Below are 25,674 nucleotides of genomic sequence, written 5' to 3'. Positions count from 1 at the left end.
GAGCCGTTATGAATCGAACCATGTTTAAATCCAAGATTCACCGCGCAACCGTCACTCACGCCGATCTGCATTACGTCGGCTCCGTGACCGTAGACGCGGACCTCCTCGACGCTGCTGACATTTTGCCCGGCGAGCTGGTCTCCATTGTGGACATTACCAACGGATCCCGCCTGGAAACGTACACCATCCCCGGCGAGCGCGGCTCTGGCGTCATTGGCATCAATGGCGCAGCTGCCCACCTGGTCAATGTTGGTGATCTGGTCATCTTGATGACCTACGCCCAGATGAGCGATTCCGAAGCGCGCGACTATGTGCCCAGCGTGGTCCACGTCGATGCCCAGAACAAGATTGTGCACCTAGGTACAGATCCGGCAGAAGCCATCACCGAGGGCCTCCTCCGCCCCGCACTGGCTCTGTAAACAAGCACTCTCTCTTAGTTTCTCCGTCCCGGTCTGCGGACTGATGTGCGGCAAGCGAGCCTGCCTGTTTAGTCTTGGGGAGTGCCAACCGTAGAAACCACAGCCCCAGAAACAGCCCCAGGAACCCCGTGCTAGCCGTCATTGAGGGCTTCTCTGTGGTGTGGCTTGTGATCTTGGTGGGCTGGTTTGTTGGACGCAAAAAAGTTCTGGGCGATAACGCGCAGCTTGTACTAAGCCGTTTATCGTTCTTCGTAGCCAGCCCGGCCCTCTTGGTAGAAACCTTGGCGCGTGCAGACCTTCACACCGTCTTCGCTGAACCTTTGCTCGTAGCCGCCAGCAGTGCCGTCATCACGGCCCTGGTATTCCTGGTGATCGTGAAGTACTGGCTCAAACGGTCCACGGCCGAATCATTGCTTTCGGCCATGTCCTCCTCCACATCAAACGCAGCCAACCTGGGCATCCCCATCGCCGCCTACGTCTTGGGTGATGCGGCCCTGATCGCTCCCGTCCTTGTCTTTCAGCTGGCGTTCTACACCCCCATCTACCTCATGCTGTTGGACAGCCTCACCAGCGGACGGCGAGCAACACCCGGACGGATCCTGATTCAGGTCATCAGCAACCCCATGATCCTGGGAACGGCGGTAGGCCTTGTCTTAGCCGCGACCAGCTGGGAGCTTCCCAGACTCGTCGCCGAACCACTTCATCTCATTGCCGGAGCCGCAATCCCGGCGATCCTGATCGCTTTTGGTATGTCGCTAGGCACCACCAGGCCGCTTTCTGCTGCAGACGGGCGGCGCCCTGACATTCTACTGGCCACGTCCTTCAAACTTTTGCTGCACCCACTTATCGCTTACCTATTGGGACACTTTGCCCTCGGCATGGACGGGGCCGGACTGTTCGCCGTCGTGGTTGCAGCGGCTCTGCCTGCGGCACAGAACGTGTACGTCACCGCGCAGCGCTATCAAGTTGGCGTCGCCGTAGCCAAGGACACCGTTCTGCTCACCACGGTCTTGGCCATTCCCGCCATGTTTGCCGTGGCCTTCCTGCTCGGCTGACGCGGGCCACACTCCGAAGACGGCACGGTACCACCGCGCATGAGTTGCCGCGCCCGTAATATGAGCCACGGTACGCTGTGATGATGGCTACCAAGACTCCGGCAGAACTCATTTCCGCGCTTCAAGCCGGCTACACCTTCAGCGGCTCTTCTATCGCGCTGGGTGCAGCCATGATCGACGGCAAAATCCACCCCGAAGCTCAAGTTTCCCTGCCACTGGCCATGATGAATCGGCACGGGCTGGTGGCCGGTGCAACAGGTACGGGCAAGACCGTCACTCTGCACATGATCGCCGAGCAGCTCTCCACCGCGGGCGTCCCGGTCTTCATGGCGGACATCAAGGGCGATCTCACCGGCCTGACCACCGCCGCAGAGGGCAGTGACAAACTCACCGCCCGCACCCAGGCCTTGGGTCAGCAGTGGGAATCCAAAGCGTTCCCCGTGGAATTCCTCGCATTGGGCGGCAACGGCAACGGCGTCCCAGTGCGTGCCACCATCACCTCCTTCGGCCCCATTTTGCTGGCTCGCGTTCTGGACTTGAACGAAACACAGGAATCCAGCCTGCAACTCGTGTTCCACTACGCGGACACCAAAGGCTTGGAACTTTATGACCTGAAGGATCTTCGTGCCGTGATCGCGTTCCTCACCTCTGATGAGGGCAAGGCGGACCTGAAGGACCTGGGCGGGTTGTCCAAAGCCACGGCCGGCGTCATCCTGCGTAACCTGATCACCCTCGATGCCCAGGGCATGGGCGAGTTCTTCGGCATGCCTGAATTCGATACAGCCGAGCTGCTGCGCACCGCCCCCGACGGTCGCGGCGTCATCACGTGCCTGGAACTGCCCAGCATCCAGGACAAGCCGCTGCTGTTCTCCACCTTCCTCATGTGGCTGCTGGCGGATTTGTTCCGTGATCTGCGTGAGATTGGCGACGCCGAGAAGCCCAAGTTGGTGTTCTTCTTCGACGAAGCGCACCTGCTGTTCAATGGCGCCAGCAAGGCGTTCCTGAACGCCATCACGCAGACCGTGCGGCTCATCCGGTCCAAGGGCGTTGGCATCTTCTTCGTCACTCAGACCCCCAAGGATGTCCCGGCTGATGTGCTGGCCCAGCTGGCCAACCGCATCCAGCACGCCCTGCGCGCCTTCACCCCCGAGGACGCCAAGGCGCTCAAGGCCACCGTTTCCACCTTCCCCATGAACGACTACGATCTGGAAGAGGTCCTGACCAGCGCCGGAATTGGCGAGGCCGTGGTCACGGTCATGAATGAAAATGGCGCCCCGACACCGGTTGCCCTCACCCGATTGCGCGCCCCCGGCTCTGTCATGGGGCCCAGCTCCGAGGCCGCCGTCAAGGCCGTGATCGCCGCGTCCGCGCTGCTGCCCACCTATGGGACCGCAGTCGACCCTGTCTCCGCCTATGAGAAGTTGCAGACCCCCACCGCTTCTACTGCACCTACCCCGAGCACCGGACCTGCCGTGGGCACTCCGCTACCGCCTCCGCCTCCGCCCGTTGCGCTTCCAGCTCCCACGAACGACGGCGGCATCGCCTCTGATGTAATCGGCGTCTTGGGTGGGGCTTTGGGTGGCGGACTGAAAAGTATGGTCCGTTCCATGGGTACCTCCTTGGGCCGGAACCTGATGCGGGACATATTCGGCACAGCGCCTCGGAAACGCCGTCGTTAGCCGGCTGGCAAGGCTGGCAAGGGAGGCAACGTGAGCGTTAGTCAGAAACCCCGGGTTCAAGCCATTGCCCCCAAACCCGGTACAGTTGACGGCGTGAAGAACGGGACCAAACTCATCAAGATCGCCGCCATCTGGCTGTTGATCTTCCTGCTCGGTGTCGCCGCATCCATCGTGACCATCTCCATGGTCAACACCAAGAATTTTGGACCCGAAAAGACGGTGGCCAACTATTTGGCTGCCCTGAAAGCGGGCGATGGTGCCACAGCTCTTGGCCTCTTACAGGCTAAAGTGCCGGGCGCAAATGCGGCAGCCTTGGACGGCGAAGCCTTAGCAAAATCTCAAGAGGCCTTGAAAGATGTCAGCGTCGCCGAAGCAGTTCCCGCCCCCGATGACCAGAAGAAAGTTACCGTCAATTACACAGTTGGCGATGCCGCGTTGAGCACTGATTTTCTGCTCAAGCCAGGCGACAAGCACTGGTTGTTCTTCGACAGCTGGGCCATGGTTCCAACCACCTTGCCTGTCATCGACACCTCCGTGGTTAACGCCAATCAGGCCAGCATCAACGACGCTGAGGCCAATATGCCTGATGGCAGGAATACCTTTGCCGTGTTCTACCCAGGTAATTACGAGATGGAGTACCGTTCGCCGCTCTTCGCCGCTCCCCCAGTGACACGCACTGTCACAGGGGCCGGCGAGTCAATTGCCACAGTTAGCCTGGCAACCGGGCCTACGAGCGATCTCCTGTCACAAGTTGATGGCACCATCCGCAAATACTTGGACGCCTGCGCCAAGCAAGCGGTGTTGATGCCTACGGGTTGTCCCATGACTGCCGAAACCAACAATCGGGTGGTTTCCCCGGTGAAATGGTCAGTAGTGGAGTACCCGCCCATCACCATCACACCGTTTGGTGGCCAGTGGGTCATGGCGCCGCTGAAGGTGAAAGCACAGGTGGAGTACGAGGAGCAGGATCTTTTCACGGGTCTGATTGCCCCCGTCAAGCAACCTAAGAATTTCGGATTCACAGCGAAGCTGACCATCACAGGAAACAACGTAGTAGTCACCCCGGTAGTGGAGTACTAGGGCGGGTCCTTCTCTTGTTCTCATGCAGTCGGTGGCCCTAAACACCAGTGGCAGTTGCGTGCCGTTGAAGCATGAGTCCAGCAACTAGCGTGCACTGGTCAGACGGGATCGCGGCCGCCAACTCCATGTATTGCGGCCAAGGCGATGTTCATCCTCCTGCAGGTGCCTCAATAATCTGAGTTTCTCGTTCAACCACCGCTAGCTTCTTTCCACTGCACGAGAATGTCTCTGAGCATTTTTCGCCGGGAGCCTTCTCACAGGAGTTGATTGATTCCATAAGGTCCACATCAATGACAGCATCAGGCGTTCATGAGTCCTCGAAGACAAATTCATCATGGACGATGTGCCTGATGACATTCCCGGCAGGTCCTCAACCAAAGACAAGCCGTTGACAATCCTCTGTGCTCTGACTGTATTGACGTAGCCTTCCAGAACATCTGTCAGGCTGGCGGCCAGCCCGAAGCGACTCGCAACCACTGACTCGTTCAGTGCCGCAGTTCCGGTAGGTAGGAAGTAACCTGCGGCGAGGGGCATGCATGCGGGTGCAATGCGGTACCGCTTCACCTGATCTGTAGTACTCACGGCGGCGGCGAGTTCGGCTGGATCCATGACTTTGAGTCGCTGCTTGAGATGGTAACGGGAGGTCTCGTCAATCCAGCGCGGGATTCCGCCCTCGATGATATTGAGCGCGGCCCAGGCCGTCGGGGCATTCCAACTGCGACCCTCAGGATGTGCCGATTTTTATACCGCTGGACTGATGCGCTGCCGATGAGGATCGAGTGTTCAGCACGGCCGGCGAGGAGCAGGCTTCCATTTTTAAGGAGTTTATGGACCATAGGCCGCGTGACTTTTAGCTCTTCGGCAGCTTCCTCTTTGGTCACCCAAGTTTGAACTCCAAATTATTTCAGGGCCTGGAACGACCAGACGCTATTCGAATAAAACCCTGGAGCCAAGCTAAATACTTGGCGTCAGCTGAGAGGCTCATGCTGGCCCTAACGTCGGAACACTGGCGAGAAGTCCAAACGCTCCAATGTCAGATCCCCGTAGGAAACGGAGGAACCGTGGGAGCAGGACGGCAAATTATCCCAGGTGGGATCTCAGCTCCTCAGCCGTGGGAGGGTTTGCCCCCGGGCGCCGCACAGTTATGGCGGCAGCCATGGTGGCAGTCCTGCCGAGTTGCTCCAATACGGCAGGTCCCAGCCCAAGTGCCCTCCGTGCCAGAAGGCTCATGATCAGGGCAGCCATGTAAGAATCGCCAGCTCCTATGGTGTCTGCGACAGTCGATTGAACAGACGGGATGGCCAGACTGGTCTCCGGAGTGGCGAGTAATGATCCCTTCGAGCCTAGAGTGATGACCGAAAGACGGGCACCCAGTTTTAGGAGGTGGGATGCGGTCTCCGCCAACTCCTTGCGGGGATACAACCATGCGGCGTCCTCGTCACTGAGCTTGACGACGTCCGTGAGCTCGATAAGCTCCTCAAACTTCGTCAACGCTTCAGCGTGGCTGCCTAGCAGAGACGGTCGAATATTGGGGTCGTAGGTGATGGTGCAGTCTTGCTGGCATTGCTGCAGGAGCAACTTAACTGCACTGGCACCGGGTTCGAGAAACGTGGCTATTGAGCCGGTGTGGAGCACTTTTGGAATGTGAGTCGGGCGAACCGGATCCAAATCCCACACCAGGTCGAAGTCGTAGCTCGCAGATCCGTCATCAGCCAGTGTTGCCGTGGCAGAGGAGGTCCGCTCCAGAGTGTGGGCGCCTGGCATCAGGGTCACCCCAGCACTTCGCAGGTGCGATTCAATGGCGAAACCGCGTCCGTCTTCTCCGATAGCGGTCATTAGTCCGGTGGCGACACCTAGGCGGCCGAGTCCGTAGGCTACGTTGGCGGGTGATCCGCCGGGGTGTTCGCTTGTCCCAGCGGGAGAGTTGACGATGTCGGTGAGGGCTTCGCCGATGACTACCACTTCTAGGAAGTCCAGGGATGGATACGGTTGCTGGGAATGGGTCATGTTTTCTTTCATTGTTGTGTCGCCGTCATACCCAGCGGATGAGGTTGAGCTCATCCAGCGTTGCGGAACCGCCGGTAGCGTAGAGTGCGACGTCGGTGCTGGTGGCTGCTGGGAATATCAACTCCGTCATGGTGACTAAGCCGCCCTGCGCGAAGACCTCAACAGAGCAGTGGTCCACGTAAATGCTCAGGTGATAGGACTCGTCAATCGGTAGGATCGGGGCTGTGTCGATTGAGGCGAATGAATCGTGGAAATCGGTGAACCCTGAGTCCCGGCGGTCCACGAAAATAAGTCCTTCTGCGGGGCGGATGCCAATACGGGTTCCCTGCGTTCTATCACCGCGAACCACTAACCCGAATTCCTTAGCCGTTCCGGGCGTGAAGGTAACGTCGATGCGTTGAACGCTGCCCGCCGCACCATCTAGGAGGAGTGTTTGATCCGCAATTTTCCTCTCGCCCAGCTGGAATACCGGGCTCAGCCCAGAGATGACGGCGAGGTCTTCCGCCACGTGCTGCGCCAAACGTAGCTCGCCATTGACAGTGCGCAGGGATACTTCACGGGCTAGTGACATCGGGCTTCGCCACGGAGCAGATGGAATCTCGTTAGCGTACTGCCAGTTGTTCATCCACCCGATCATCAGGCGGCGGTTATCAGGGGCGTCGCTGAAAGAAACAGCCGCGTAATAGTCTCGGCCCCAATCCAGCCACTGATACTCACCCAAACTGGCTGGATCTTGCACACCCTCGGTCACCGTGGTGTCGGAGGTAAACCTGATCCCATCGAAGTCTCCGATGAAATACTGTCCGGCCGAGCCACTATTGGGCCCGCCAGGGTTCAGGTTCACGATGAGAACCCATCTCATCTTCTCCGGGTCCCCGTCAACAGGAAGAGGGAACAAGTCAGGGCATTCCCACACCCCTCCAGTGGCGTTGGCCGGACCGAAGGTACTGAGCAATTCCCAGTCCCGGAGGTTTTCAGATTTGTAGAGCACGACCTGGAAGTCTGTGGCTTCCACAGCAACCATGACCCAATAGCTGCCAGCGACACCTTCGTATCGAAACACTTTCGGGTCACGGAATTCTGCTGACTGGCGGTTCAGCACCGGGTTATTGACGTATTTGCTCCATACATATCCGCCATCCAGGCTGAAGGCAAGTGACTGGGCTTGAACACCAGGAAAGGCGGAGCTGGCTTTGAACGCACTCGTGTAAATGGCCACTAGCGGGGCCACGTCCTCAGAACCGAATCCGCTGGTATTGTCCCGGTCAAAAACGATACTTCCGGAGAAAATATCTTCATTTTCATCACACGCGATGGCAACATCGTGCTCGGTCCAATCCAACAGATTCGGGGAGGTAGCATGCCCCCACGACATATTGCCCCACGTGTTACCCACAGGATTGTTCTGGTAGTAGAGGTGGTAAAGACCACCGTGATGGATCAAACCATTAGGGTCATTGAGCCACGTGTTCTGCGCGGCGTAATGCAAGGCAGGGCGGAAGGATTCGGCCGTCGTGGCGGTCGAGGCAGTCATGCGGGCTGTACTCGTTTCTTTACTGATAATTTTGTGCCGACATTTCAGGCGGCATTCACTCGCTTGCGGCAAGGTGGACCAGTGCACATCGCACCGATCCACCTCGCTATCAGGGCAAGCTAAGAGTTCTCCTGGAACCTGTCATAGGCCTGCTGATACGTTTCGACCAAGCGATCCAAACCGATGTTTTTGAGCTGTGCAACATAGCCATCCCATTCACCGTCAATACCACCTTGGACGATCCACTTCGCGAGCTTCTGTTTGGCCAGCGAAGTCACATCAGTCTGGATGCTGGAGATTTGCTGGAGTTCCTCATTAGACAGCGGCACAGGCGGGTAGGCCTTGCTGGCAGCGTGGGGAAGGTACATCTCTTGGATGATCTTTTGGCGTTCGGCCGCGCGCGGTTCAGGTGCCACGACGCTCACGAAGTCCTCTTTGGTGATGACCTTCGGCCCACCTGGGGCAACCTTCTGTCGACGTTCCCCTTCGCTGGTAGAGGCGTCTGCGGGGATTTGTACCAAAATCCCCTTGTCGTCCTTTTCCAGAGTTACCCCGATGGGGCCCCAGTTCGCTTGGGCTGACTGTACCGGGGTGTAGAGGTAGTCAACCCAGCGCATGGTGGCAGCCGGGTACTTGTTGGTGCGTGTGATGGCGAATGCACCGCGGTTGATCTCTTGGTTGTTGGCAACACTGGCAATCTTCTTGCCATCAACACCGGTCAAGATAGGTAGAAGTACGTAGTCGTTAGCCCGGTCCTCTCCGACCATTTCCTTGATTTCCCACCAAACGAATGAGCCCAGCGTCGGCGTCGTGGTTTTCCCCTTGGCCAGGTAGGATTTGTCATCCTGGGAGAATGACTCGGGATCAATTAGCCCTTCCTTGTACCAGTCTGCGAGGGCCGAGATCGCCTTCTTGTACTGGGGCTCGGTGGCGGTGAAGATAACCTTGTCATCCTGCACGATGCGGTGGTCGACATTGTCGGGGGTGCCTCCCAAGGCGGCAATGAGGTCAACAATGTCGCCGCAGAACGTTCCAGGTGTGTAGCTCAGGGGTATGGTTTTACCTCCCCCGGCCATGTCCTTTTCCTTGAACGCCACCAGCGCGTCATGGTATTCCTCAATCGTGGTCGGCACAGCCAGCCCAAGTTTGTCGAGCCATGTCTTGTTGATCGCGATCATGTGGGGGAATTGGACTAGGCCAAGTTCCTCTACGGATGGAAGCGTGTAGATATGCCCATCGGAGGAGGTGATAGCGGCCTTGATGTCGGGGCGGGCGCTAAGAATCTTCTTGAGGTTAGGTGCATGGGTATCGATCAGGGTTTCCAGTGCCAGCAGTGTCCCGTTGGTGCCATAGGTGGCTACCTCGGAGTCGCTAAGCCCGGTGTTGAAGAACGCGTCGGGCAAGTCTCCACTGGCTAGGATCAGGTTCTTCTTTTCCTGGAAGACGTTGTCCGGGAGGTTCTGCCAGTCAACGGTGATGTTGGTGGTCTTCTGCCATTCCTGGACGAGCTCCATGGTCTTGTAGTCCGGTGCCAGTGCAGACTTGGTTCCGGAGAACGCCAAGGTCAGAGGCTTGGTGACGACTGGGTACCCGCTGCTCTGAAGCCCAAAATCGGCGGAGGAGTCTTGGAGTGCAGCCTTTGAATTGCCGGACGAGCAGGCATTCAACATGAGCGTTCCGAGTGTCGCGACGCTCAGTGTTGTGAAGTTTCGGCGTGAAATCATCATTGGTTCATTCCCAACTTGTAGTGGTTTTAGCTTTTGACGGCGCCAATGAGGGCGCCCTTGGTGAAGTGCTTTTGCATAAAGGGAAGTGCGATCATCAGTGGCAGCGAAGAGACGACGATCATGGCGTACTTGGTCAGTTCGGCGATCCGTTGCGCTGCAGCGTAGGAGGCAATGTCGCCTCCGGTGGTGCCGGTGGAGGAAATATCGGATTGGATCAGGATGTTGCGCAGTACCAGCTGGAGCGGATACTTGGAGTCGTCGTTGAGGAATATCAGCGCGTCAAAAAATGAGTTCCAGTTAGCCACGACGTGAATCATGACCATCAGCATGATCAGAGACTTCGATAGTGGCAGCACAATCTTCAGGAAGAACGTGAAGTCGTTGGCACCGTCGAGCTGTGCGGCTTCGCGCAGCTCATCGGGTACTGATTGTTCGAAGAAGGACCGGGCAATGATCAAATTCCATACCCCCACCGCGCCCGGCAGTACTACGGCCCACATCGTGTCCAGCATGCCCAAGTCCCGTACGACAAGGTACTTGGTGATCAATCCGCCATCGAAAAACATGGTGATGATAAAGATCAGCATCAGGATTTTCCGGCCCGGCAGATCCTTTCTAGACAAGGCGTAGGCCCCGCACAGGATCGCGGTGACACTAATGACCGTGCCGACGATGGTGTACAGGAAGGTGTTGCCCAGGCCCTGCCAGATACGAATATCGGCGAAGATGCGCTCGTAACCTTCAAAGGTTATTCCCCGAGGAAAGAACCATACATTGCCTTCATAGATCTGGTTCGGATCACTGATGGAGGCGATCACAACAAAGTACAAGGGGTAGACGACAGCAGCGATGGCGACCAACAACACAGTGATAGCCATGGTGTTGAAGAGTGGGTCCGCAAACTTGTCCCGTAACCGCCGGCGACGCCCACCATGAGTGGGTGTAGGGCCCGGTACGATCACGTTCTTGGTCCGGTTTTTGGTATCTATAGTCACAGTGACATCACCATAAACTTGTCTGTTGAGTCCGGCGGGCTATCCAGTTGAAGGTCACCAGTAGTGCCAGGTTGAGAATGGAGTTGAAGAGCCCAATCGCTGCCGAATAGCTGAACTGGGCCTGTTGCAAGCCTGCATGGTAGACATACGTCTGGATGATCTCCGATGCAGAGAGATTCAAGTCTGTCTGCATCAGCAATGCCTTCTCGAAGCCGACATTAAGCAGATTTCCAATGGCCAAGATGAACAAGATCGTGATCACAGGAACGATGCCAGGAAGGTCGATGTGCCGGACCCGCTGAAACTTCGAAGCACCGTCAACTTTGGCGGCCTCATGCAGTGAAGGATCAATGCTTGCTAGCGCAGCCAGATACACGATCATGGAGAAGCCAGCGTTTTGCCAAATATCCGAGATGACATAGACCGGGCGGAACCACTCAGGCGAGCCCATGAAGAAGATGGGCTCCCCACCTGTCAGTTTGATGATGTTGTTGACCATCCCGGATCGTGGCGAGAGAAGGACAAACATGATGCCAACTACAACCACAGTTGAAATGAATGCCGGCGAGTACAGGACCGTCTGAGTGAATTTCTTAAAGCGCTCACTTTGCAGCTGGTTGACCACCAGTGCCAACATGATCGGCACGGGGAATGCAATCAGTAGCCCCAGAACTGCAATCCAGAGCGTGTTGCCGATGACCTGTGAGAACTGGTAAGAGTTGGCGAATCTGACGAAATTATCCAACCCCACCCAGGGGCTCCCGCTAAACCCGTCAACCGGGTTGTAGTTGCGAAACGCGATCTGCACGCCGTACATGGGCCAGTATTTGAAGACCGCAACATAGGCGAGGGCCGGTACTAGTAATACGTATAACTGCCATGCGCGAAGCACGCGCTTCAGACGCAAATTGAACGGAATGTGCCTCTGGAGAGGGTCCCGTCCCCTTTGTCGTTTGAGTGTTTGACTCATGGGGACTCCTTGATTTTTTCCACTGAGTTTCTTTCAATAAGTGAGCAGTCCATGAGTTCGAGCTGCCCTTCAGGTTTGACTCCTCCGAGGACGAGCTCGACAGCACGCCGGCCCATCTGTTCAAAGGGAAGATCCAGGGTGGTAAGCCCGGGTCGCAGATGCGGAGCCAGTGTCTCCTGGTTGTCGAACCCGATAATGGAGACGTCTTGGGGAATTTTTAGCCCCAACTCAGCCATTGCTTGGTAAGCGCCCCAGGCCGTCCGGTCGTTGACGCAGAAGATGGCAGTAGGTGGTTCAGGTAACGCCATCAGCTCGAGGGCATACCTATAGCCATCTCGCTCACCACCTTGGCCAAATCGGACCAAGGTTGGGTCTTCAGACAGCCCCGCATTGCGAAGCGCCCTGCCATAACCCTCAAAACGCCCCACAGCGCCAGGTAGACCGCTATCGAGTGTTTCGATATTGATCATCGCAACCCGGCGGTGGCCTGCATCCAAAAGATACTGAGTGGCTTTGTACCCGCCAGCTTCTTCATCGGGGGCAACGCTGGGAAAATGGCGAGCTTTATCCTCGGAGTTCAACACTACGGTCGGAACTTCGTTCAGGACACTGGGCACATCCACCTTCTGGTGATACATGGAGGCGTAGACAACACCTGCCACCTTGTAGGACAGCATGGTTTCCAATGAAGCCGCCTCAAGCTCCTTATCGCCACCGGTGTTAATGGTGATAAGCAAGAGGCCCGATTCCCATGCCCGATCCTGCGCACCTTCAATGATCATTCCAGCAAAGGCCGATGTCGCAACGGCGTCACCGATAAAACCGATCATGCCAGCCACGCCTTCGCGAAGCACCTTTGCATGCGCGTTCGTCCGGTACCCTAAATCCTCGACAGCCTTCTGGACTCGCTCCTTGGTTGCCGCCGAAAACCTCGCTCCACCGGCATCATTGAGAACCAATGAAACCGTTGCCTGAGAAACGCCTGCCGCACGTGCCACGTCATGCATTGTGGGCCCCGCAGTCGTCGGACGAAGCGACATGTGATCCTCAGTTTTCGTGGTAGTTATGCGTATAACCGAACGAAGAAAACTGTAATGCAAATCACGCTGGTCGTCAAGCACTCCGACACACCAGTCTTGTGAGTACTTCTCGATCGCAGATTTTTCTAGTGAGTTCGACCCGAACAGCACCCGGTAAGGCCTCTCCCCCACAGCAAAAAAGAGTTGCTCAGCAGCAAAGACTCAACCCCAACGAGCTAGTCCAGGCCACGATCGCTGTGACATAAACGCCCGGTAGAGGCGTCACCTCCCACACTTCACTACCAGTGCTTAAAGGGGTAGCTCCGACAAGATCAAAGATCCTGTCGGAGCTACTCATTTAATTCCTAAGAGCCTACCGAAAAAGCCTCAGCCCTGACGACTCCCGCAAGAAGCACGCCCAGCGCCAGCGTTTAGAGTCCGCGCAGGTCCAACGACAGCTCCGAGACGCCTTCTGCGTTCAGCAGTACCGGAATGCCCCAGTCCTGCTGGTACAAGTGGCAGGCTGCATGATCCGGGATCTCACCGTTGGCGTCTTCCGGGCCATCGCAGGCTGCGGCACGGGCGGTCAAGTGCAGAACACCCTCAGGGATATCCGCAGCCAGCACCAGCGTCCGCTGCAGGCCTACCGAAGTCCCACCACCGCTGATCAACAGTTCCGGCGGCGTGGAGGAAACCTTCAACTGGGTGGGATCCCCCCAGCGGTCATCAAGTTTCTGCCCTGTCGGCGCAGAGAAGTTGATGGTCAGCTTCAATTCACCCGGAGCCACATCGGTCTTGGGGCGCTGCGTCTGGACAGCGCCCTCATCAACTTGCAAGGCGTTCTTGGGCAGAGGAAGACGAATCAGCTGGTGCTGGTTAGACTCAACCACAATGAGCAACGGCACCTCGCCAGTCTCATCCAGCAACACATCGCTGGGCTCAGCCAGACCGCGAGCCAAAGTGCTGACAGTCTTGGTAGCGGGATCGTAGCGGCGCACAGCACCGTTGTAGGTATCAGCAATAGCTACCGAACCATCAGGCAGCACGGCAACACCCAAGGGGTGTTGCAGACGAGCCTGATCGGCTTCGCCGTCACGGAAACCGAAGTCGAAGAGTCCTTCACCGATGGCCGTCTCAACACTTGCAGTGATGCCGCGGTTTTCACCTTCAACTTCGCCGTCGCTGGCAAACTTGAGCACTCGCAAGGCTGAGGTTTCCGAATCAGCTACCCAGATATTGCCCTGGGCATCTTCGGTGAGACCGGACGGCTGAGCAAACCAAGCCTGCTCGGCCGGTCCGTCCAACAGGCCCTCGAGACCATTGCCAGCCACCACGGTGACGGCCCCGCTAGCCGGGTCAAAGTCGAAGATCTGGTGGGTGCCAGCCATGGCAATGACCACTGTTTTCAGGACTGAAGAATAGGCAACGTCCCACGGTGAAGAAAGTGCTACCTCTAGCGGCGCGGTTCCGAGGAACGTCTCGGAGGCTGCTGTGCCGTCGTCGTTCACTCGGGCAGGGCCCGCCTCTAGGAGGCGCTGGACACCATTGCCGGCAAGGGTACGCACGGCGCCGGTGGCCAGAGTGATCCCCCGCAGGCGGTGGTTGACCGAGTCAGCCACCACGACGTCGTAGCCCACCGATGCGGCCAGCTCAGCCGGTAGCAATGCTAAGCCGTGCGGTTCATTGAACTGAGCATCCTCGGCCGAGCCGTCCAAGTAACCCTTGGTTCCTGAGCCAATGGTGCGGACCACGGTGGCCAGATCAGGGCCGGTTTCCACGAGACGGTGGTGGCCGGTGTCTGAGACCAGGAAATTTCCTGTGGCCAGCGGCAGGACCTTGCCCGGGAAACGCAGGTCACGGACCACCGGCTCAGGGGCAACGTACGGGCCGTCTCCTCGGTGCAAGGTCCCCTTGGCCTCATGTTCAGCGATCAACTCAGGAATCAACGAGGCAAGCCCGGCGGCATGGCCTTCACCTGACATGTGCGCCACGATGTAACCCTCGGGGTCCACGACCACCAGAGTAGGCCAGGCGCGGGCAGAGTAAGCCTGCCAGGTGACCAGCTCGGGATCATCCAGAACAGGGTGGTGGATCTCGTAACGCTCAACGGCCGCAGCTAGGGCAACGGGATCGGCTTCGTGCTCAAACTTGGGCGAATGCACTCCAACCGTCACCAGGACGTCCTTGTATTCCTCTTCCAAGGGGCGCATCTCATCAAGAACGTGCAGGCAATTGATGCAGCAGAAGGTCCAGAAATCCAGCAGCACGATCTTGCCGCGCAGCTTCTCCAGGTTCAGATCAACACCGCCAGTGTTCAACCAGCCGCGGCCCTCAAGCTCAGAGGCCCTGACCCTGACAGACTTGACTGCGGCAGGGGTGGTTTTCGTTGCGGAATCCACTAGTTCGTTTCTCCTTGCGATCCGGCCGGCTTCTCCGGCTCACGGGTTTTGCTGTCATTGCTGTTGGTGTTCTTGTTGTTGCGGTTCTTGCTGTCTTCTGTGGCGACCTCAGCGATATCTTGTTCGGACTGTTCCGGCGTCTGATGCAGGTGTGGCAACGCCGGTCCGCGGCCCGATTGTGCCATTGCCGTGTCACGGGCTGCCAGTTGGGCGAACATGTCATTGTAAGCGCCCAACTCGGCGTCCTTATTCCTGTCGGCCGCCCGGTCTCTGCGTTTAGTCTCGCGCGCATCGGACTTTGACCACATATAGGCCACTCCCAAGGCGATCATAAGTGTGGGAAATTCTCCCACTCCCCAAGCAATACCGCCGGCGGTCTGCTGATCGACCAGCGCCCCATCACCCCAAGGACGCCCCATGTTGCCAAAGTACTCACCGGAGAGGAGCCCTGTAGCCATCATGAGCGAGACACCGAAGAAAGCATGGAAGGCCATAGTGGCCAGCAGTAGTAGTAGCCGCAGCGGGTATGGGGCTCGGGTGGGGAGCGGGTCGGCGCCAATCATGCTCTGCACGAAGATGTAGCCGGTGAGCGAGAAGTGGATGATCATCAACTCGTGGCCCACATGGTATGTCATGGCTAGGTCGAACGCAGGCGAGTAGTAGAACAGGATCAAGCTGCCGGAGAAATTTGCCGCAGCAAACAGCGGATGCGTGATGACTTTGGAATAACGGGAGTGGACAAGCACCAGGATCCATTCGCGGATTCCGCGGGAACCGTCCCTGCGGGGCGTCAGTGCCTGCAAGGCCAGTGAAACGGGTGACCCCAAGGCTAGGAACAGCGGCGCAACAGCCATCAGGGCCATGTGCTCCACCATGTGAGCACTAAAGGTGACGGCACCGTACACGGCGGGCCCGCCGGAGGTGATGTACACCAGTGCCAGCAGACCAACAAACCAGGAAATGCTGCGTAGAACCGACCATTTGTCACCGCGCTTGTGCAGTTTCATGATGCCCATAATGTAGGCGGCGCTAGCCAAGACAGCAAAGAACACCCACAGCCAGTCCATCCGCCATTCCGTGAACCAGCGGGAAAATTCAAGTTCCGGGGGTAGCGGATACCCTGTGAGGATCTGCGCAGGCGTCAAAGCAGTCGCGGACAACTCGCGCGACTGCGGCGGGGCGGAACGGCCCAAGCCAACGGCAACGCCACTGACAATGCCCATGACCAGCAGTTCAACGAAAATGAGTTGCCACAGCAGGCGGCGAGTCTTTCCGTTCTCTTTATTGCCGCCTTCAAGTCGCGGAATGATCCATTCCCGGTGCATGTAGCCAATGACACCCAGGACCACGGTGGCAGCAAACTTCACCAGAATCAGTTGTCCGTAGGAGGAGTAAAAGAGATCGTTCCAGTTGGTGATGCGAATGGCACCGTTGATGACGCCGGAACCAGCAACAGCCACAAAAGCGAAGAGCGCCAAGGCCGAGAACCGCTTGAGCGTTTGGGCTGTGATCTTGCCTAGAACCCCGGAAACAACCACCAGAACGATGATGCCACCTACCCAGAGTGAGGCTCCGGTGATGTGCAGGAATAAGGAGTTCACGGCGCCCTTGTGGTCGGCGCTAGAGGCCGAATGCCCAATCAGTGCTTGTGGAACAAAGGAGAGCATTGCCAGCACCAAAGGCACGGCCAAGGCACTGATATTCCGCAGACCAAATGCCAGTGTGGTCACTACCGCAGCCACAATGGTGATCGTCAACCAGGCTTGCCCCACGGGCAGCTCCGTCATGAAGAACACCAGCATGTTGGTGTATTCGCTGTTACCGGTCAACGGAAGTCCGGAAATACTGGAATACGTGAGCACCAGCACGGCAATCGCCGAAACCGTCCAGACACCGCCAGCCACCATGGCAAGCGTCATTGCCCGTGTGAACGCAGGATGCTCGGGGACAGCGTTGCGCTTGGCTACGTCCTCTTGTCGCCGGCCAGAGTGCGGTCGGTGCTGTTTCAGATCCTTGGGCAGGATAACCACTGCGAATACTAGTGCGCCAATGACCGCGGACAACGCGAGGTTGTGAATGGTAGTGGCCAACGGCAGGCCCCAGCGTGTGAAAGCTCCCGGATCTGCCAATAGCTGGACGGCCGTGGCGCCGGTCCACAACAGAGCCAGCACAGCTGCAGCCACAGCTGTCGCGAGTCCAAGCCACCACCAATGGCTGGGAATGCCGTTGACAAAAGTGCCCCCGCGGGATGGCGCGGAGGGATGGACAGTGGTGGCGGGGGCAGAGTCTACAGGTGGCACCCCTCCATTCTCCTGCACCCAGTGAACATCAGACGAATCAGGGATCTCACAGGAAAGGGCCGCTAGGGAATAGAAGAGTCAGGAGAGGAGCGTCAGCTCCGAGACTGCCCTACGCGCTAGCCCCAGGGGCGGAATGGACTCGAAACGGGGGCCGCCCGCTAAACCTCTAACCGCGAAACCTCAGATATGGCCCCTTAAATCGTGGCCAAGGGGCCAAATCTGAGGTCTCGAAGGAGCAAAGAGTCTCACCGTTGGGATGAAACCAGCAACAAATGCGGACCGCCAACCATACCCAAGCGTCAACTCTAAGGTGGTTTTAAAAGACCGAAGGCGGTCAGCTAATGCCGACCGCCTTCAAGGAAACTGTGAAGAAATTACTTCTTGACAGCAGCCTTCAGCTTGGAGCCAGCGGAAAGCTTCACGCTGTGGCCTGCTGCGATCTGGATGGTCTCGCCGGTCTGAGGGTTGCGGCCGGTGCGTGCTGCACGGTCGGTGCGCTCGATGGCGAGCCAGCCCGGGATGGTGATCTTTTCGCCGGCTGCAACGGAGCTCTCGAAAACGGAGAAGAGTGCATCCAAAACAGCGTTTACTGCGGTCTGGCTGGTCTCAGCCTTTGCAGCAACTTCAGCAACCAATTCGCTACGGTTCTTAGCCATGTTTGTCCTCCTGGACGTAAAGTGAATCCAATTCCACGCGGTTGCGTGTCAACCACTGCTAGCGAACTTACCAGCAATTCCGCGGGAATCCGGCAAATTTGCCCTGTTTTTGCCGCAAATTTCCCGGATTCTAGGGTTATTTCGCTCTCAGCCAACACATTCGGGGCCAAGGTGGGGCCAAGGTGGGGCCAAGACGAGCGGTTCGGACCGCGCCGGCAGCTCGGTCCGGAAACTGATAAATCCGCCGGTGGGCACAGCGAGTGGTGAGGATACCGGCGTCGTACTTGTTGATATGGCGGCAGGCTCGTCCACAAACAGCGCCCGCAAAAAGACAGGTAAAAAGGCAGCAAAAAGGGCGGCGACCGTAATGGTCACCGCCCTTTTACAACTGAAAATCAGTGATTACCAGCTGGACTTCTTGATACCGGGCAGTTCGCCAGCGTGTGCCATCTTGCGGAAGCGTACACGGGAGATGCCGAACTTCTGGAGCGTTCCACGGGGACGGCCGTCAATGGCGTCGCGGTTACGAACACGTACCGGCGATGCATTGCGGGGGAGCTTCTGCAGGCCCAGGCGGGCCGCTTCGCGCTCTTCGTCGGTGGAGGTCGGGCTAACGAGGGCCTTCTTCAGGGCGAGACGCTTTTCGGCGTAACGCTCTACGATGACCTTGCGCTGCTCGTTCTTCGCGATCATGGACTTCTTAGCCATAGTCTTAGCGCTCCTCTCGGAATTCAACGTGCTGACGGATCTTGGGATCGTACTTCTTCAGAACCAAACGGTCCGGAGTGTTACGACGGTTCTTACGAGTTACATACGTGAAACCAGTGCCCGCGGTGCTCTTGAGCTTGATGATCGGACGTACGTCCTTGTCTTTTGCCACTAGAGCTTCACCCCACGCGCGAGAATGTCAGCGACGACGGAGTCAATACCGCGAACGTCGATGGTCTTGATGCCCTTGACGGAAAGCTGCAACGTAACGTTGCGGCGCAAGGATGGAACCCAGTAGCGCTTCTTCTGGATATTCGGATCGAACCGACGCTTGTTGCGGCGGTGCGAGTGCGAAATGCTATGTCCGAAGCCCGGCTCGGCTCCAGTCACCTGGCAATGAGCTGCCATGATCACTCCTAATAAATGTATGAATACGGTTCACTGGTGTAAACCGTGCGAGAAGGTAGCGTCCGCCCTTGGACAGCATGATTCCCCACCGTCATTTACATGATGAGAGAGGAAAAGGCCATCCGGAGAATACCCGAATGCACGCAACTTGAGCCCCTAACTACCGGCCAGCGGGAGGATAATCACCGCAAACCGGAGCAATTGCACACGCTCCGCGCTACCTAGCGCTTACCCAGTCTAGATGCAAGGGAACCATTATCCCTAATTGACCCATATCATGGCCGGCTTAATCACACAGGTAGGGCGTGAAAGATGTTTTCGCGCCTTGCTTGGGGGTCTCCCAATGAGCCCGGCAGCGTTTCTTGGCTGTGCTTTCACCGCGGTGGGCTCACCGCGCCGGCGCCGGTTGCTTACCCCGTGAATGTACGACGCCGCCCCACCAGCCCCAGCCCCGTGTCACCTTCGAGCCGCCAGGGCCCCGCTGTTAAGTGGGGAGGTTAAGTTAGGCCTGAACGCTGAGCTCCACGGGCCAGATCCCGCGAATATCGTGGTGAGCCACTCCCGGCAGCTGCGCCTCCGAGCCACTGCCCACAGTGACTAAACCATGCTGCTGTGTTTGCTTCTGCTGCGGCACCAGGCAACCGGACTCCAGTTTTTTCCCTTGCCCGGAATCCATCGCAGCTCCACCAAATGAGACCATTCCCGTTTCCTTCCCCAACACTTCCTTGAAATTTGCCCAAGGGTTTTCCCAATGCCATCACTTCGAGATTACGGATGGGCCGGTAGCCATACATCGGTAGTTACTACGTATCTTTAAGGACCGGTACGTGAAGGGCTGTATTCCCAGGGGCCGCCGGCGCTTAGAGCAACTCTTTAGGCCACAGGGGATCGCAGGCTTGGCCAGCGGGCACTCAAGTTATCCCCTGAAGAAACCCCGCGCAGGCGCCGGCTAACCCAAGGGCCTACGTATTCGCGGGTCCAGGCGGCATTGTCTTTGAGGGTCTCGCTGGAGGTGCGGACGGCAATGGGCGGCAGATCCGGCATGGGGATGCGTGCGGTTTCGCCGAGTTGTTCCAGTACCCGGTTGGCCATATTGATGTGGCCGGGGGTGGACATGTGCATGCGGTCGATCCCCCACAGACGCCAGTCGTCGTACTCGCGGAAACGCCAGTAGTCCACGAGCTCGGCGCCGTGGGTTTCGGCAACTTCACGGACTAGTTCGTTATAGACGGCGGTCCGGCCACGAATGCTGGCGAAAACCTTTGACGAGCTGGCGTCGTAACCGGTGAAGATCAGAACCCGTGCGCCGGTGGCTGCCAGCTTGGCGATGCCCTCTGAATATGTGGCCACCATGGCGTCGATGTCCACCTTGGGGCGCAGGATGTCATTGATGCCGGCATAGACGGTGACGAGCGTGGGATTCATGGCCACTGCGGCATCGATTTGCTCGCTCAGAATCTGCTTCATTTTCTTGCCACGGATGGCGAGGTTGGCGTAACCCCAAGATTGTTCCGGGTGCGCCAGCGCGAGCTGCTCGGCAGTTCTGTCCGCCCAACCTCGAACTTGGTTGGGCCGCGCGGGGTCGGTGTCACCCAAACCCTCGGTAAACGAATCACCCAATGCCACGTACCGTGCTGAAAATTCCACGCTTGCTCCTTGCCACTTCTTGGCGCATCGCCAGAGACGATTGCGGCAAATATTTCCCCAACCACTAACAGGCTAATCCTAGGGCGTTGCACGACCCGGATCTCGACAGACTCGATCAGCTAAGCCGCTTAGGAAGCCAGTTCCAGTTCTTCGCCGGCTTCCCGTGCGACCCGCAATGCTGCGTAAGCGCCGCCTGCCTCCCGGAGGTTCGACGACGTTCCCACCTCAGCGAGTACCCCGCCCTCCAGCACGGCCAGCTGATCAGCGTCTTCCACGGTGGATAGCCGGTGAGCGATGGTCAGTGTGGTGCGCCCAGTGGAGAGGTGATCCAGGGCCAGTTGAACGGCGGCTTCGGTGGTGTTGTCCAAGGCGGAAGTGGCCTCATCCAAGACCAGCACCCTCGGGTTTCGAAGAATGGTCCGGGCAATGGCCAGCCGCTGCTGTTCGCCTCCTGAGAAGCGGTGTCCGCGGGCTCCCACCAGCGTGTCCAACCCCTCCGGTAATCCGGCCACAAGGTCTGCGATTTGTGCAGAAGCCAAGGCCTTCCAGAGGGTGGCATCATCGGCGTCAGGGGCTGCTAGCAGCAGGTTTTCTCGGATTGAGGCGTGCACCAAATAACTTTCCTGGGACACCACGCCAACAATGCGGGCCAGTACTTCCGGGGCAATATGGCGCACATCCACGCCGTCAATCGTGACGCGGCCAGCGGTGACATCGTGAAGCCTCGGTAGCAACGCACCCAGGGTCGACTTGCCGGAGCCGGTGGGCCCAACTACGGCGGTGGTGGTGCCAGCGGGAAGCGTAAGGTCGATCCCGCGCAGAACGTCGGTCCCGCCGTCGTACGCAAAATGGATGTTTTCAAAGCGAACCTCACCACGCACCGTGGCCGGATCCACCGCCACCGGGTTCTCCGGGGCAATGATCTCCGGAACCATGTCGAGGTATTCGAAGATGCGACTGAACAGGGCCATGGCCGTGACCCACTGGACGCCGAGGTTCAGCAGACCCATGATGGGGCGGAAAATGGTGGCTTGCAGCGCGGTGAACGCCACGATGGTACCGATGCTCATGGTGCTGCCGGGCAATCCACCGGCAAAGTAAATCAGCGCCGGGATGGCGGAGAAGATGATGCCCATGGTGGCCATCCGCCAGCGACCGGCCAGCTGCGAGCGCAGTTCCAGGCCAATGAGGCGTTCGGAGCTTTCGGTGTAGCGCGTGGCGTCGCGCCCGGTGGTGCCGAGGGTTTTGGCGAGCCGGACACCGGAGATGCTCAGCCCCTCTTCCACATAGGTGTTCATGGTGGCGAGTTCGGCCTGCATAGTGGAGGTGATATCGCGGCGCAGCAGGGCCACGCGGCGGGAGAACCAGACGGCCGGCGGGATCACGATCAGTGAGAGCAGCGCCAGTTTCGGGGACAGGACCACCATGGCCACGGCCGTGCCAACCGCGGTGGTGACATTGGATGCCACGCCCGTTGCGGTGGAGGTGATCACTGATTGCATGCCGGAAATATCGTTATTCAGGCGCGATTGCACCTCGCCGCTGCGGGTCCGGGTGAAGAACGCAAGCGATTGTTTTTGCAGGTGCGTGAAGAGCCGGGTGCGCAGTGTGTGCATGATCTGCTGGCCCATGGAGGTGGTCATCCACGTCTGCACCACGCCAATCAGGGCGGTCGCGGCGGCAACGGCGATCATGGCAATCGCCAGCCACGCCAGCAGCGGGACGTCCTTAGTGGGCAGCGCCGTATCAATGATGTGCCGGACCAGGAACGGTTGCGCCAGGCTGATGACGCTGGACGCCGTAATAAGAAGTACGACGACGGCGATGGTTGCCTTGTGCGGTGCGAAAAGTGCAACGACGCGTTTCAAGCTAACTGGGTGGCACTTGATCTGTACTTTGTCGGCCGGGTTGAGACGCGCGGGGCCGCGGCCACCACCACCGGGGCCACCTTGACCGCTTGGGCCTTGGCCGGTGAAATCTGAGGAGCCGGAATTGTCACGGCCGGGCTTTTGTTTTTGTATGCGGATGCTCTCCGTCATGGGCGCCACCTCCAATGGTGTGCGGGGTGCGGGACTCGCACCAACTAATACAGAGGTTACCTCACTATGTGGTTACGTGTCAATGTTGAGTATGCTGAGATCATGGCATCCCCCGACGGCACGGCTCCTCATGACAGCCCAGCTTCCTCCGACAACACGCGTTCTAGCGACGATCAACCCGAGCTCGGCGAACTATTCCATGCGGCCTTCCGTGGCCTGCGGCGCACCTGGGCCGAACAGCTGGCGCCTTGGGAATTGACTCCGCATCAGTGGCGGGCACTGATGACCCTCATGCGGCACAGCCCTCATCACACTCACAACGAATCCAACGCCGACCACACCACCGCCTCCACCGCCTCCACCGCCGGCGATGTTCGGCTCAAGGACCTCGCCGAGCGCCTGCGGATCGCACCGCGCTCCGCCACCGAGGTGGTGGATCAACTCGAGGCCAAGGCACTGGTTCGCCGCAAGGCCGACCCTTCCGATCGGCGCGCAACACTCATTGTTCCCACAGATGCCGGGCGAAAATTGTTTGCCGAGGTGCAAGCCGAACGCCGGGATAAATCCAAGGAGTACTTTGGCCGGCTCAACGCAGCAGACCAAAGGGACTTGGCAAGAATCCTCGCCCAGCTCCGCGACTAAGAACGCTATCGCAGCAATGGTGTGATTCAAACGAACGCTAGCGCAGCAATGGCTTGCTTCAGGCGGACGCTAGCGCAGCAACGCACTCGGGACGCTCGTCCGCGCCAATCAGACCCAGGCTGATCAGACCCGCGCCAATCAGACCCGCGCCAATCAGACCCAATCGGATTAGATCAACTCACCTAGGGCAGCCGTACGGACCACCATCTTTCCCGTATTGGCGCCGCGCATCATGCCCAGGAACGCGCCCACAGCATGATCGATCCCATCGACCACTGTTTCATCGAAGGCGATCTCCCCCGCTGCGAACCACTTGCTCATGTTCGCGTTGAACTCCGGAGCAAGGTCAAGATAACTGCCCAAAGTGAAACCCTTGAGCGAAAGTCCGCGGGTGATCAGATTAGCCATATTGTCCGGCCCCACCTTGCGCTCAGTGACGTTGTAGCCAGCAATGGCGCCACACAGGGCAGCCCGTCCTCCAGGGTTGAAAACATCAAGTGCAGCCTCGAGATGATCGCCACCAACATTGTCGAAGAAGACATCGATACCCTCGGGGGCAGCAGCCGCAAGTAGTTCCCGCACAGGCCCGGACTTGTAGTTGAATGCCTCGTCGTAGCCGTACTTTTCTTTCAGTAGCGCCACCTTCTCATCGCTGCCAGCAGATCCAATGACGCGGCTAGCGCCCATGAGCCGGGCAATCTGACCCACGGCACTACCGACAGCTCCGGCCGCACCGGAGACAAACACCGTGTCGCCGGGCTTCATTGCCGCAATGGCAGTCAGACCGACAAAGGCAGTCAAGCCCGTCATGCCGAGAATTCCCAGGTATACCGAGAGGTGCACGCCAGGCAGTTCCGGAACAACTTTGAATCCGGTAGCGTCCTCCTGGACAACGTCCCGCCAGCCGAACTGATGAAGTACCACCGAACCTACCGGAATGCTCTTGCTCGTTGATTCGACGACCCGACCCACCGCTCCGCCAGTCATTGTTTCTCCGAGAGCGTAGGGTGCGGTGTAGCTTTTAGCGTCACTCATACGACCGCGCATATACGGGTCAACAGAGATGAATTCATTGACCACCCGAAGCTGATCTGGCCCCAGCTCACCAAGGTCTACCCGAGCGGTTGTGAAATCGGCGGCAGTGGGCCAGCCAATAGGGCGGGTTGCGAGCTGGATCTGGGTGCTGACTGAGGTGGACATGATGTGAACTCCCTAGGTTAGTGAGAAGTTGTTGCGCGGCACTTTCATGCCGCACATGAACTATTATGGAATGAGTGATCCACTATATAGTGGACTGATCAATCCACAAAATGAGGGGCTTACTTGGGACGCGCGCAAACGTTTGACACGGACGATGCAGTTCGCTCGGCGCGAGCAGTTTTTTGGCAACGCGGCTACGAGGAAGCCTCCCTCCCAGAGCTTGAGCGTGCCACCGGACTGAGCCGTTCCAGCATTTATCACGCCTTTGGCAACAAACGTGGACTCTTCGATGCCGCCGTGGCCAGCTATCTCCGCGAAATCATCCGCCCACGGCTTGCGCCTTTAGACGCCGCCGTTGTGGCCCCGGACGCGCTCGCTCACTACTTCACTGGCCTGCGCGAGGCGCTCAGTCAAGGCGATTCCCTGCAGTCCCATAGCGGATGCCTGCTCCTAAATGCGGCTGGCGCACCGATTTCGAACGAGGCCGCCGTCAGCCAGGCTATCGCTGGATATCGTGAAGAGCTAAGGAGTGCCCTAGGCCGTGGTGTCGCCGCCCTTCACCCAAAGATGGACGACGGCGCCCGCCTCCAGTTGGCCACGGTGCTCAGTTCGCTGGTGATCGCGGCCATGACGCTGTCCCGTATTGATAATCCTCAGGCGCTGGCCACTTTGGACACAGCACTGGCACTGCTGCAGAAATAATGGACGCCGCCCCATCGTAGGCCAAGCCCCTTCCCAGCAGGCGCTGCACCTTCGCTACGCCACAGCCGAGCCGTCGATATTAACCATCCACGGCACACCGAACTTATCGGTGAGCATGCCGAACGTGTCACCCCACGGCGCTTTTGTCAGCGGTTCAGAAACCGTAGCTCCCACGGCAAGACCGTCCCACCAGCCGCGCAGCACAGCCTCGTCGTCGCCGGTGAGCGCCACGCTGGAATTGGGTGCTATCTCCATGGAGTCAGGCACGTCTGCACCCATGATCACCACGTCATGATCTCCGGCTACCATGCCGTGCATGATGTGGTTGGCTTCAGCGAAGTCGTCAAAGTCGCTGAGTTCGCCGAACGTGCTCAGATCGAGAGCACCTCCAAAAACGGAATGATAGAACTCAAGAGCCTCGCGGGCGGTGCCGCGAAAGTTTAGATACGGGGTGAGTCGTACGGTCATGGCTGTATTCCTGATTTCGG

23 protein-coding genes are annotated in these 25,674 nt (G+C 58.4%); 6 read left to right on the top strand and 17 right to left on the bottom strand.

The features are described 5' to 3' along the window. The first annotated feature begins 8 nt into the window (after positions 1–8). From panD to ACX80D_RS07865, 4 genes are all read left to right on the top strand, one after another. Entirely contained in the window at positions 9–419 is a 411-nt protein-coding gene (gene panD / locus ACX80D_RS07880) for an aspartate 1-decarboxylase (protein ID WP_459322087.1), read from the top strand. 128 nt (positions 420–547) lie between these two features. Then, positions 548–1,474 carry an AEC family transporter gene (locus ACX80D_RS07875; RefSeq protein WP_459322086.1) on the top strand — a complete coding sequence of 309 codons (927 nt, stop codon included), beginning with the start codon at positions 548–550 and terminating at the stop codon, positions 1,472–1,474. A gap of 83 nt (positions 1,475–1,557) precedes the next feature. After that, a complete protein-coding gene (locus ACX80D_RS07870; protein ID WP_459322085.1) occupies positions 1,558–3,153 on the top strand; it encodes a helicase HerA-like domain-containing protein in 1,596 nt (531 codons plus the stop codon). Positions 3,154–3,183: 30 nt separating this feature from the next. After that, entirely contained in the window at positions 3,184–4,233 is a 1,050-nt protein-coding gene (locus tag ACX80D_RS07865; protein ID WP_459322084.1) for a hypothetical protein, read from the top strand. Between the two features lie 1,080 nt (positions 4,234–5,313). Here ACX80D_RS07865 and ACX80D_RS07860 read toward each other — a convergent pair. The 15 genes from ACX80D_RS07860 to ACX80D_RS07790 form a co-directional block, all read right to left on the bottom strand. Continuing rightward, the gene (locus ACX80D_RS07860) at positions 5,314–6,240 is read right to left on the bottom strand and encodes a carbohydrate kinase family protein (protein WP_459322083.1); all 927 of its coding nucleotides are present in this window, start codon (positions 6,238–6,240) and stop codon (positions 5,314–5,316) included. 25 nt (positions 6,241–6,265) lie between these two features. Beyond that, on the bottom strand, positions 6,266–7,774 hold the full coding sequence (locus ACX80D_RS07855) for a glycoside hydrolase family 32 protein (protein WP_459322082.1): 1,509 nt from the start codon (positions 7,772–7,774) through the stop codon (positions 6,266–6,268). Between the two features lie 119 nt (positions 7,775–7,893). Then, the gene (locus ACX80D_RS07850) at positions 7,894–9,501 is read right to left on the bottom strand and encodes an ABC transporter substrate-binding protein (RefSeq protein WP_459322081.1); all 1,608 of its coding nucleotides are present in this window, start codon (positions 9,499–9,501) and stop codon (positions 7,894–7,896) included. A gap of 26 nt (positions 9,502–9,527) precedes the next feature. Continuing rightward, entirely contained in the window at positions 9,528–10,496 is a 969-nt protein-coding gene (locus tag ACX80D_RS07845; RefSeq protein ID WP_459322080.1) for a carbohydrate ABC transporter permease, read from the bottom strand. Between the two features lie 7 nt (positions 10,497–10,503). Next, positions 10,504–11,466, bottom strand: coding sequence for an ABC transporter permease (locus tag ACX80D_RS07840; RefSeq protein WP_459322079.1), 963 nt, complete (start codon positions 11,464–11,466; stop codon positions 10,504–10,506). Beyond that, entirely contained in the window at positions 11,463–12,473 is a 1,011-nt protein-coding gene (locus tag ACX80D_RS07835) for a LacI family DNA-binding transcriptional regulator (RefSeq protein ID WP_459322121.1), read from the bottom strand. Before ACX80D_RS07835 ends, ACX80D_RS07840 begins: the two co-directional genes overlap by 4 nt. 443 nt (positions 12,474–12,916) lie before the next feature. Continuing rightward, positions 12,917–14,884, bottom strand: coding sequence for an NHL domain-containing thioredoxin family protein (locus tag ACX80D_RS07830; RefSeq protein WP_459322078.1), 1,968 nt, complete (start codon positions 14,882–14,884; stop codon positions 12,917–12,919). Continuing rightward, complete coding sequence (locus ACX80D_RS07825; protein ID WP_459322077.1) at positions 14,884–17,184, bottom strand: cytochrome c oxidase assembly protein; 2,301 nt, start codon at positions 17,182–17,184, stop codon at positions 14,884–14,886. The genes ACX80D_RS07830 and ACX80D_RS07825 overlap by 1 nt, the downstream gene beginning before the upstream one ends. Before the next feature lie 374 nt (positions 17,185–17,558). Continuing rightward, positions 17,559–17,840 carry an HU family DNA-binding protein gene (locus ACX80D_RS07820; RefSeq protein WP_459322076.1) on the bottom strand — a complete coding sequence of 94 codons (282 nt, stop codon included), beginning with the start codon at positions 17,838–17,840 and terminating at the stop codon, positions 17,559–17,561. Positions 17,841–18,242: 402 nt separating this feature from the next. Next, on the bottom strand, positions 18,243–18,548 hold the full coding sequence (gene rpsN, locus ACX80D_RS07815; protein ID WP_062285947.1) for a 30S ribosomal protein S14: 306 nt from the start codon (positions 18,546–18,548) through the stop codon (positions 18,243–18,245). A 4-nt stretch (positions 18,549–18,552) separates the two neighbouring features. Further along, entirely contained in the window at positions 18,553–18,720 is a 168-nt protein-coding gene (rpmG, locus tag ACX80D_RS07810) for a 50S ribosomal protein L33 (RefSeq protein ID WP_044574616.1), read from the bottom strand. Then, positions 18,720–18,956 carry a 50S ribosomal protein L28 gene (rpmB, locus tag ACX80D_RS07805; RefSeq protein ID WP_044574618.1) on the bottom strand — a complete coding sequence of 79 codons (237 nt, stop codon included), beginning with the start codon at positions 18,954–18,956 and terminating at the stop codon, positions 18,720–18,722. Before rpmB ends, rpmG begins: the two co-directional genes overlap by 1 nt. Positions 18,957–19,458: 502 nt before the next feature. After that, positions 19,459–19,656, bottom strand: a complete 198-nt coding sequence (locus ACX80D_RS07800) for a hypothetical protein (RefSeq protein WP_459322075.1) — start codon at positions 19,654–19,656, stop codon at positions 19,459–19,461. A 173-nt stretch (positions 19,657–19,829) separates the two neighbouring features. Beyond that, positions 19,830–20,603 (bottom strand): SGNH/GDSL hydrolase family protein, encoded by a 774-nt coding sequence (locus tag ACX80D_RS07795; RefSeq protein WP_459322074.1) that lies wholly within the window; start codon positions 20,601–20,603, stop codon positions 19,830–19,832. A 128-nt stretch (positions 20,604–20,731) separates the two neighbouring features. After that, positions 20,732–22,471 carry an ABC transporter ATP-binding protein gene (locus tag ACX80D_RS07790; RefSeq protein WP_459322073.1) on the bottom strand — a complete coding sequence of 580 codons (1,740 nt, stop codon included), beginning with the start codon at positions 22,469–22,471 and terminating at the stop codon, positions 20,732–20,734. Between the two features lie 273 nt (positions 22,472–22,744). Here ACX80D_RS07790 and ACX80D_RS07785 point away from each other — a divergent pair, with 273 nt between their 5' ends. Beyond that, positions 22,745–23,284: a MarR family winged helix-turn-helix transcriptional regulator gene (locus tag ACX80D_RS07785; protein ID WP_459322072.1), complete on the top strand. Its 540-nt coding sequence runs from the start codon at positions 22,745–22,747 to the stop codon at positions 23,282–23,284. 168 nt (positions 23,285–23,452) lie between these two features. On the opposite strand, the gene ACX80D_RS07780 is transcribed toward ACX80D_RS07785, so the two are convergent. Then, complete coding sequence (locus tag ACX80D_RS07780; protein ID WP_459322071.1) at positions 23,453–24,484, bottom strand: NADP-dependent oxidoreductase; 1,032 nt, start codon at positions 24,482–24,484, stop codon at positions 23,453–23,455. 123 nt (positions 24,485–24,607) lie between these two features. Between ACX80D_RS07780 and ACX80D_RS07775 the strand changes: the two genes are divergently transcribed. After that, entirely contained in the window at positions 24,608–25,186 is a 579-nt protein-coding gene (locus ACX80D_RS07775; protein WP_459322070.1) for a TetR/AcrR family transcriptional regulator, read from the top strand. A 54-nt stretch (positions 25,187–25,240) separates the two neighbouring features. Here the strand turns inward: ACX80D_RS07775 and ACX80D_RS07770 are convergent, their stop codons facing one another. Beyond that, positions 25,241–25,654 carry a VOC family protein gene (locus tag ACX80D_RS07770; RefSeq protein ID WP_459322069.1) on the bottom strand — a complete coding sequence of 138 codons (414 nt, stop codon included), beginning with the start codon at positions 25,652–25,654 and terminating at the stop codon, positions 25,241–25,243. Positions 25,655–25,674: the final 20 nt, after the last annotated feature.

The sequence above is a fragment of the Arthrobacter sp. Sr24 genome (genome assembly GCF_054511175.1).
Note: the sequence above shows the minus strand (reverse complement) of the source record. Positions and strands in the feature narration are given on the sequence as shown.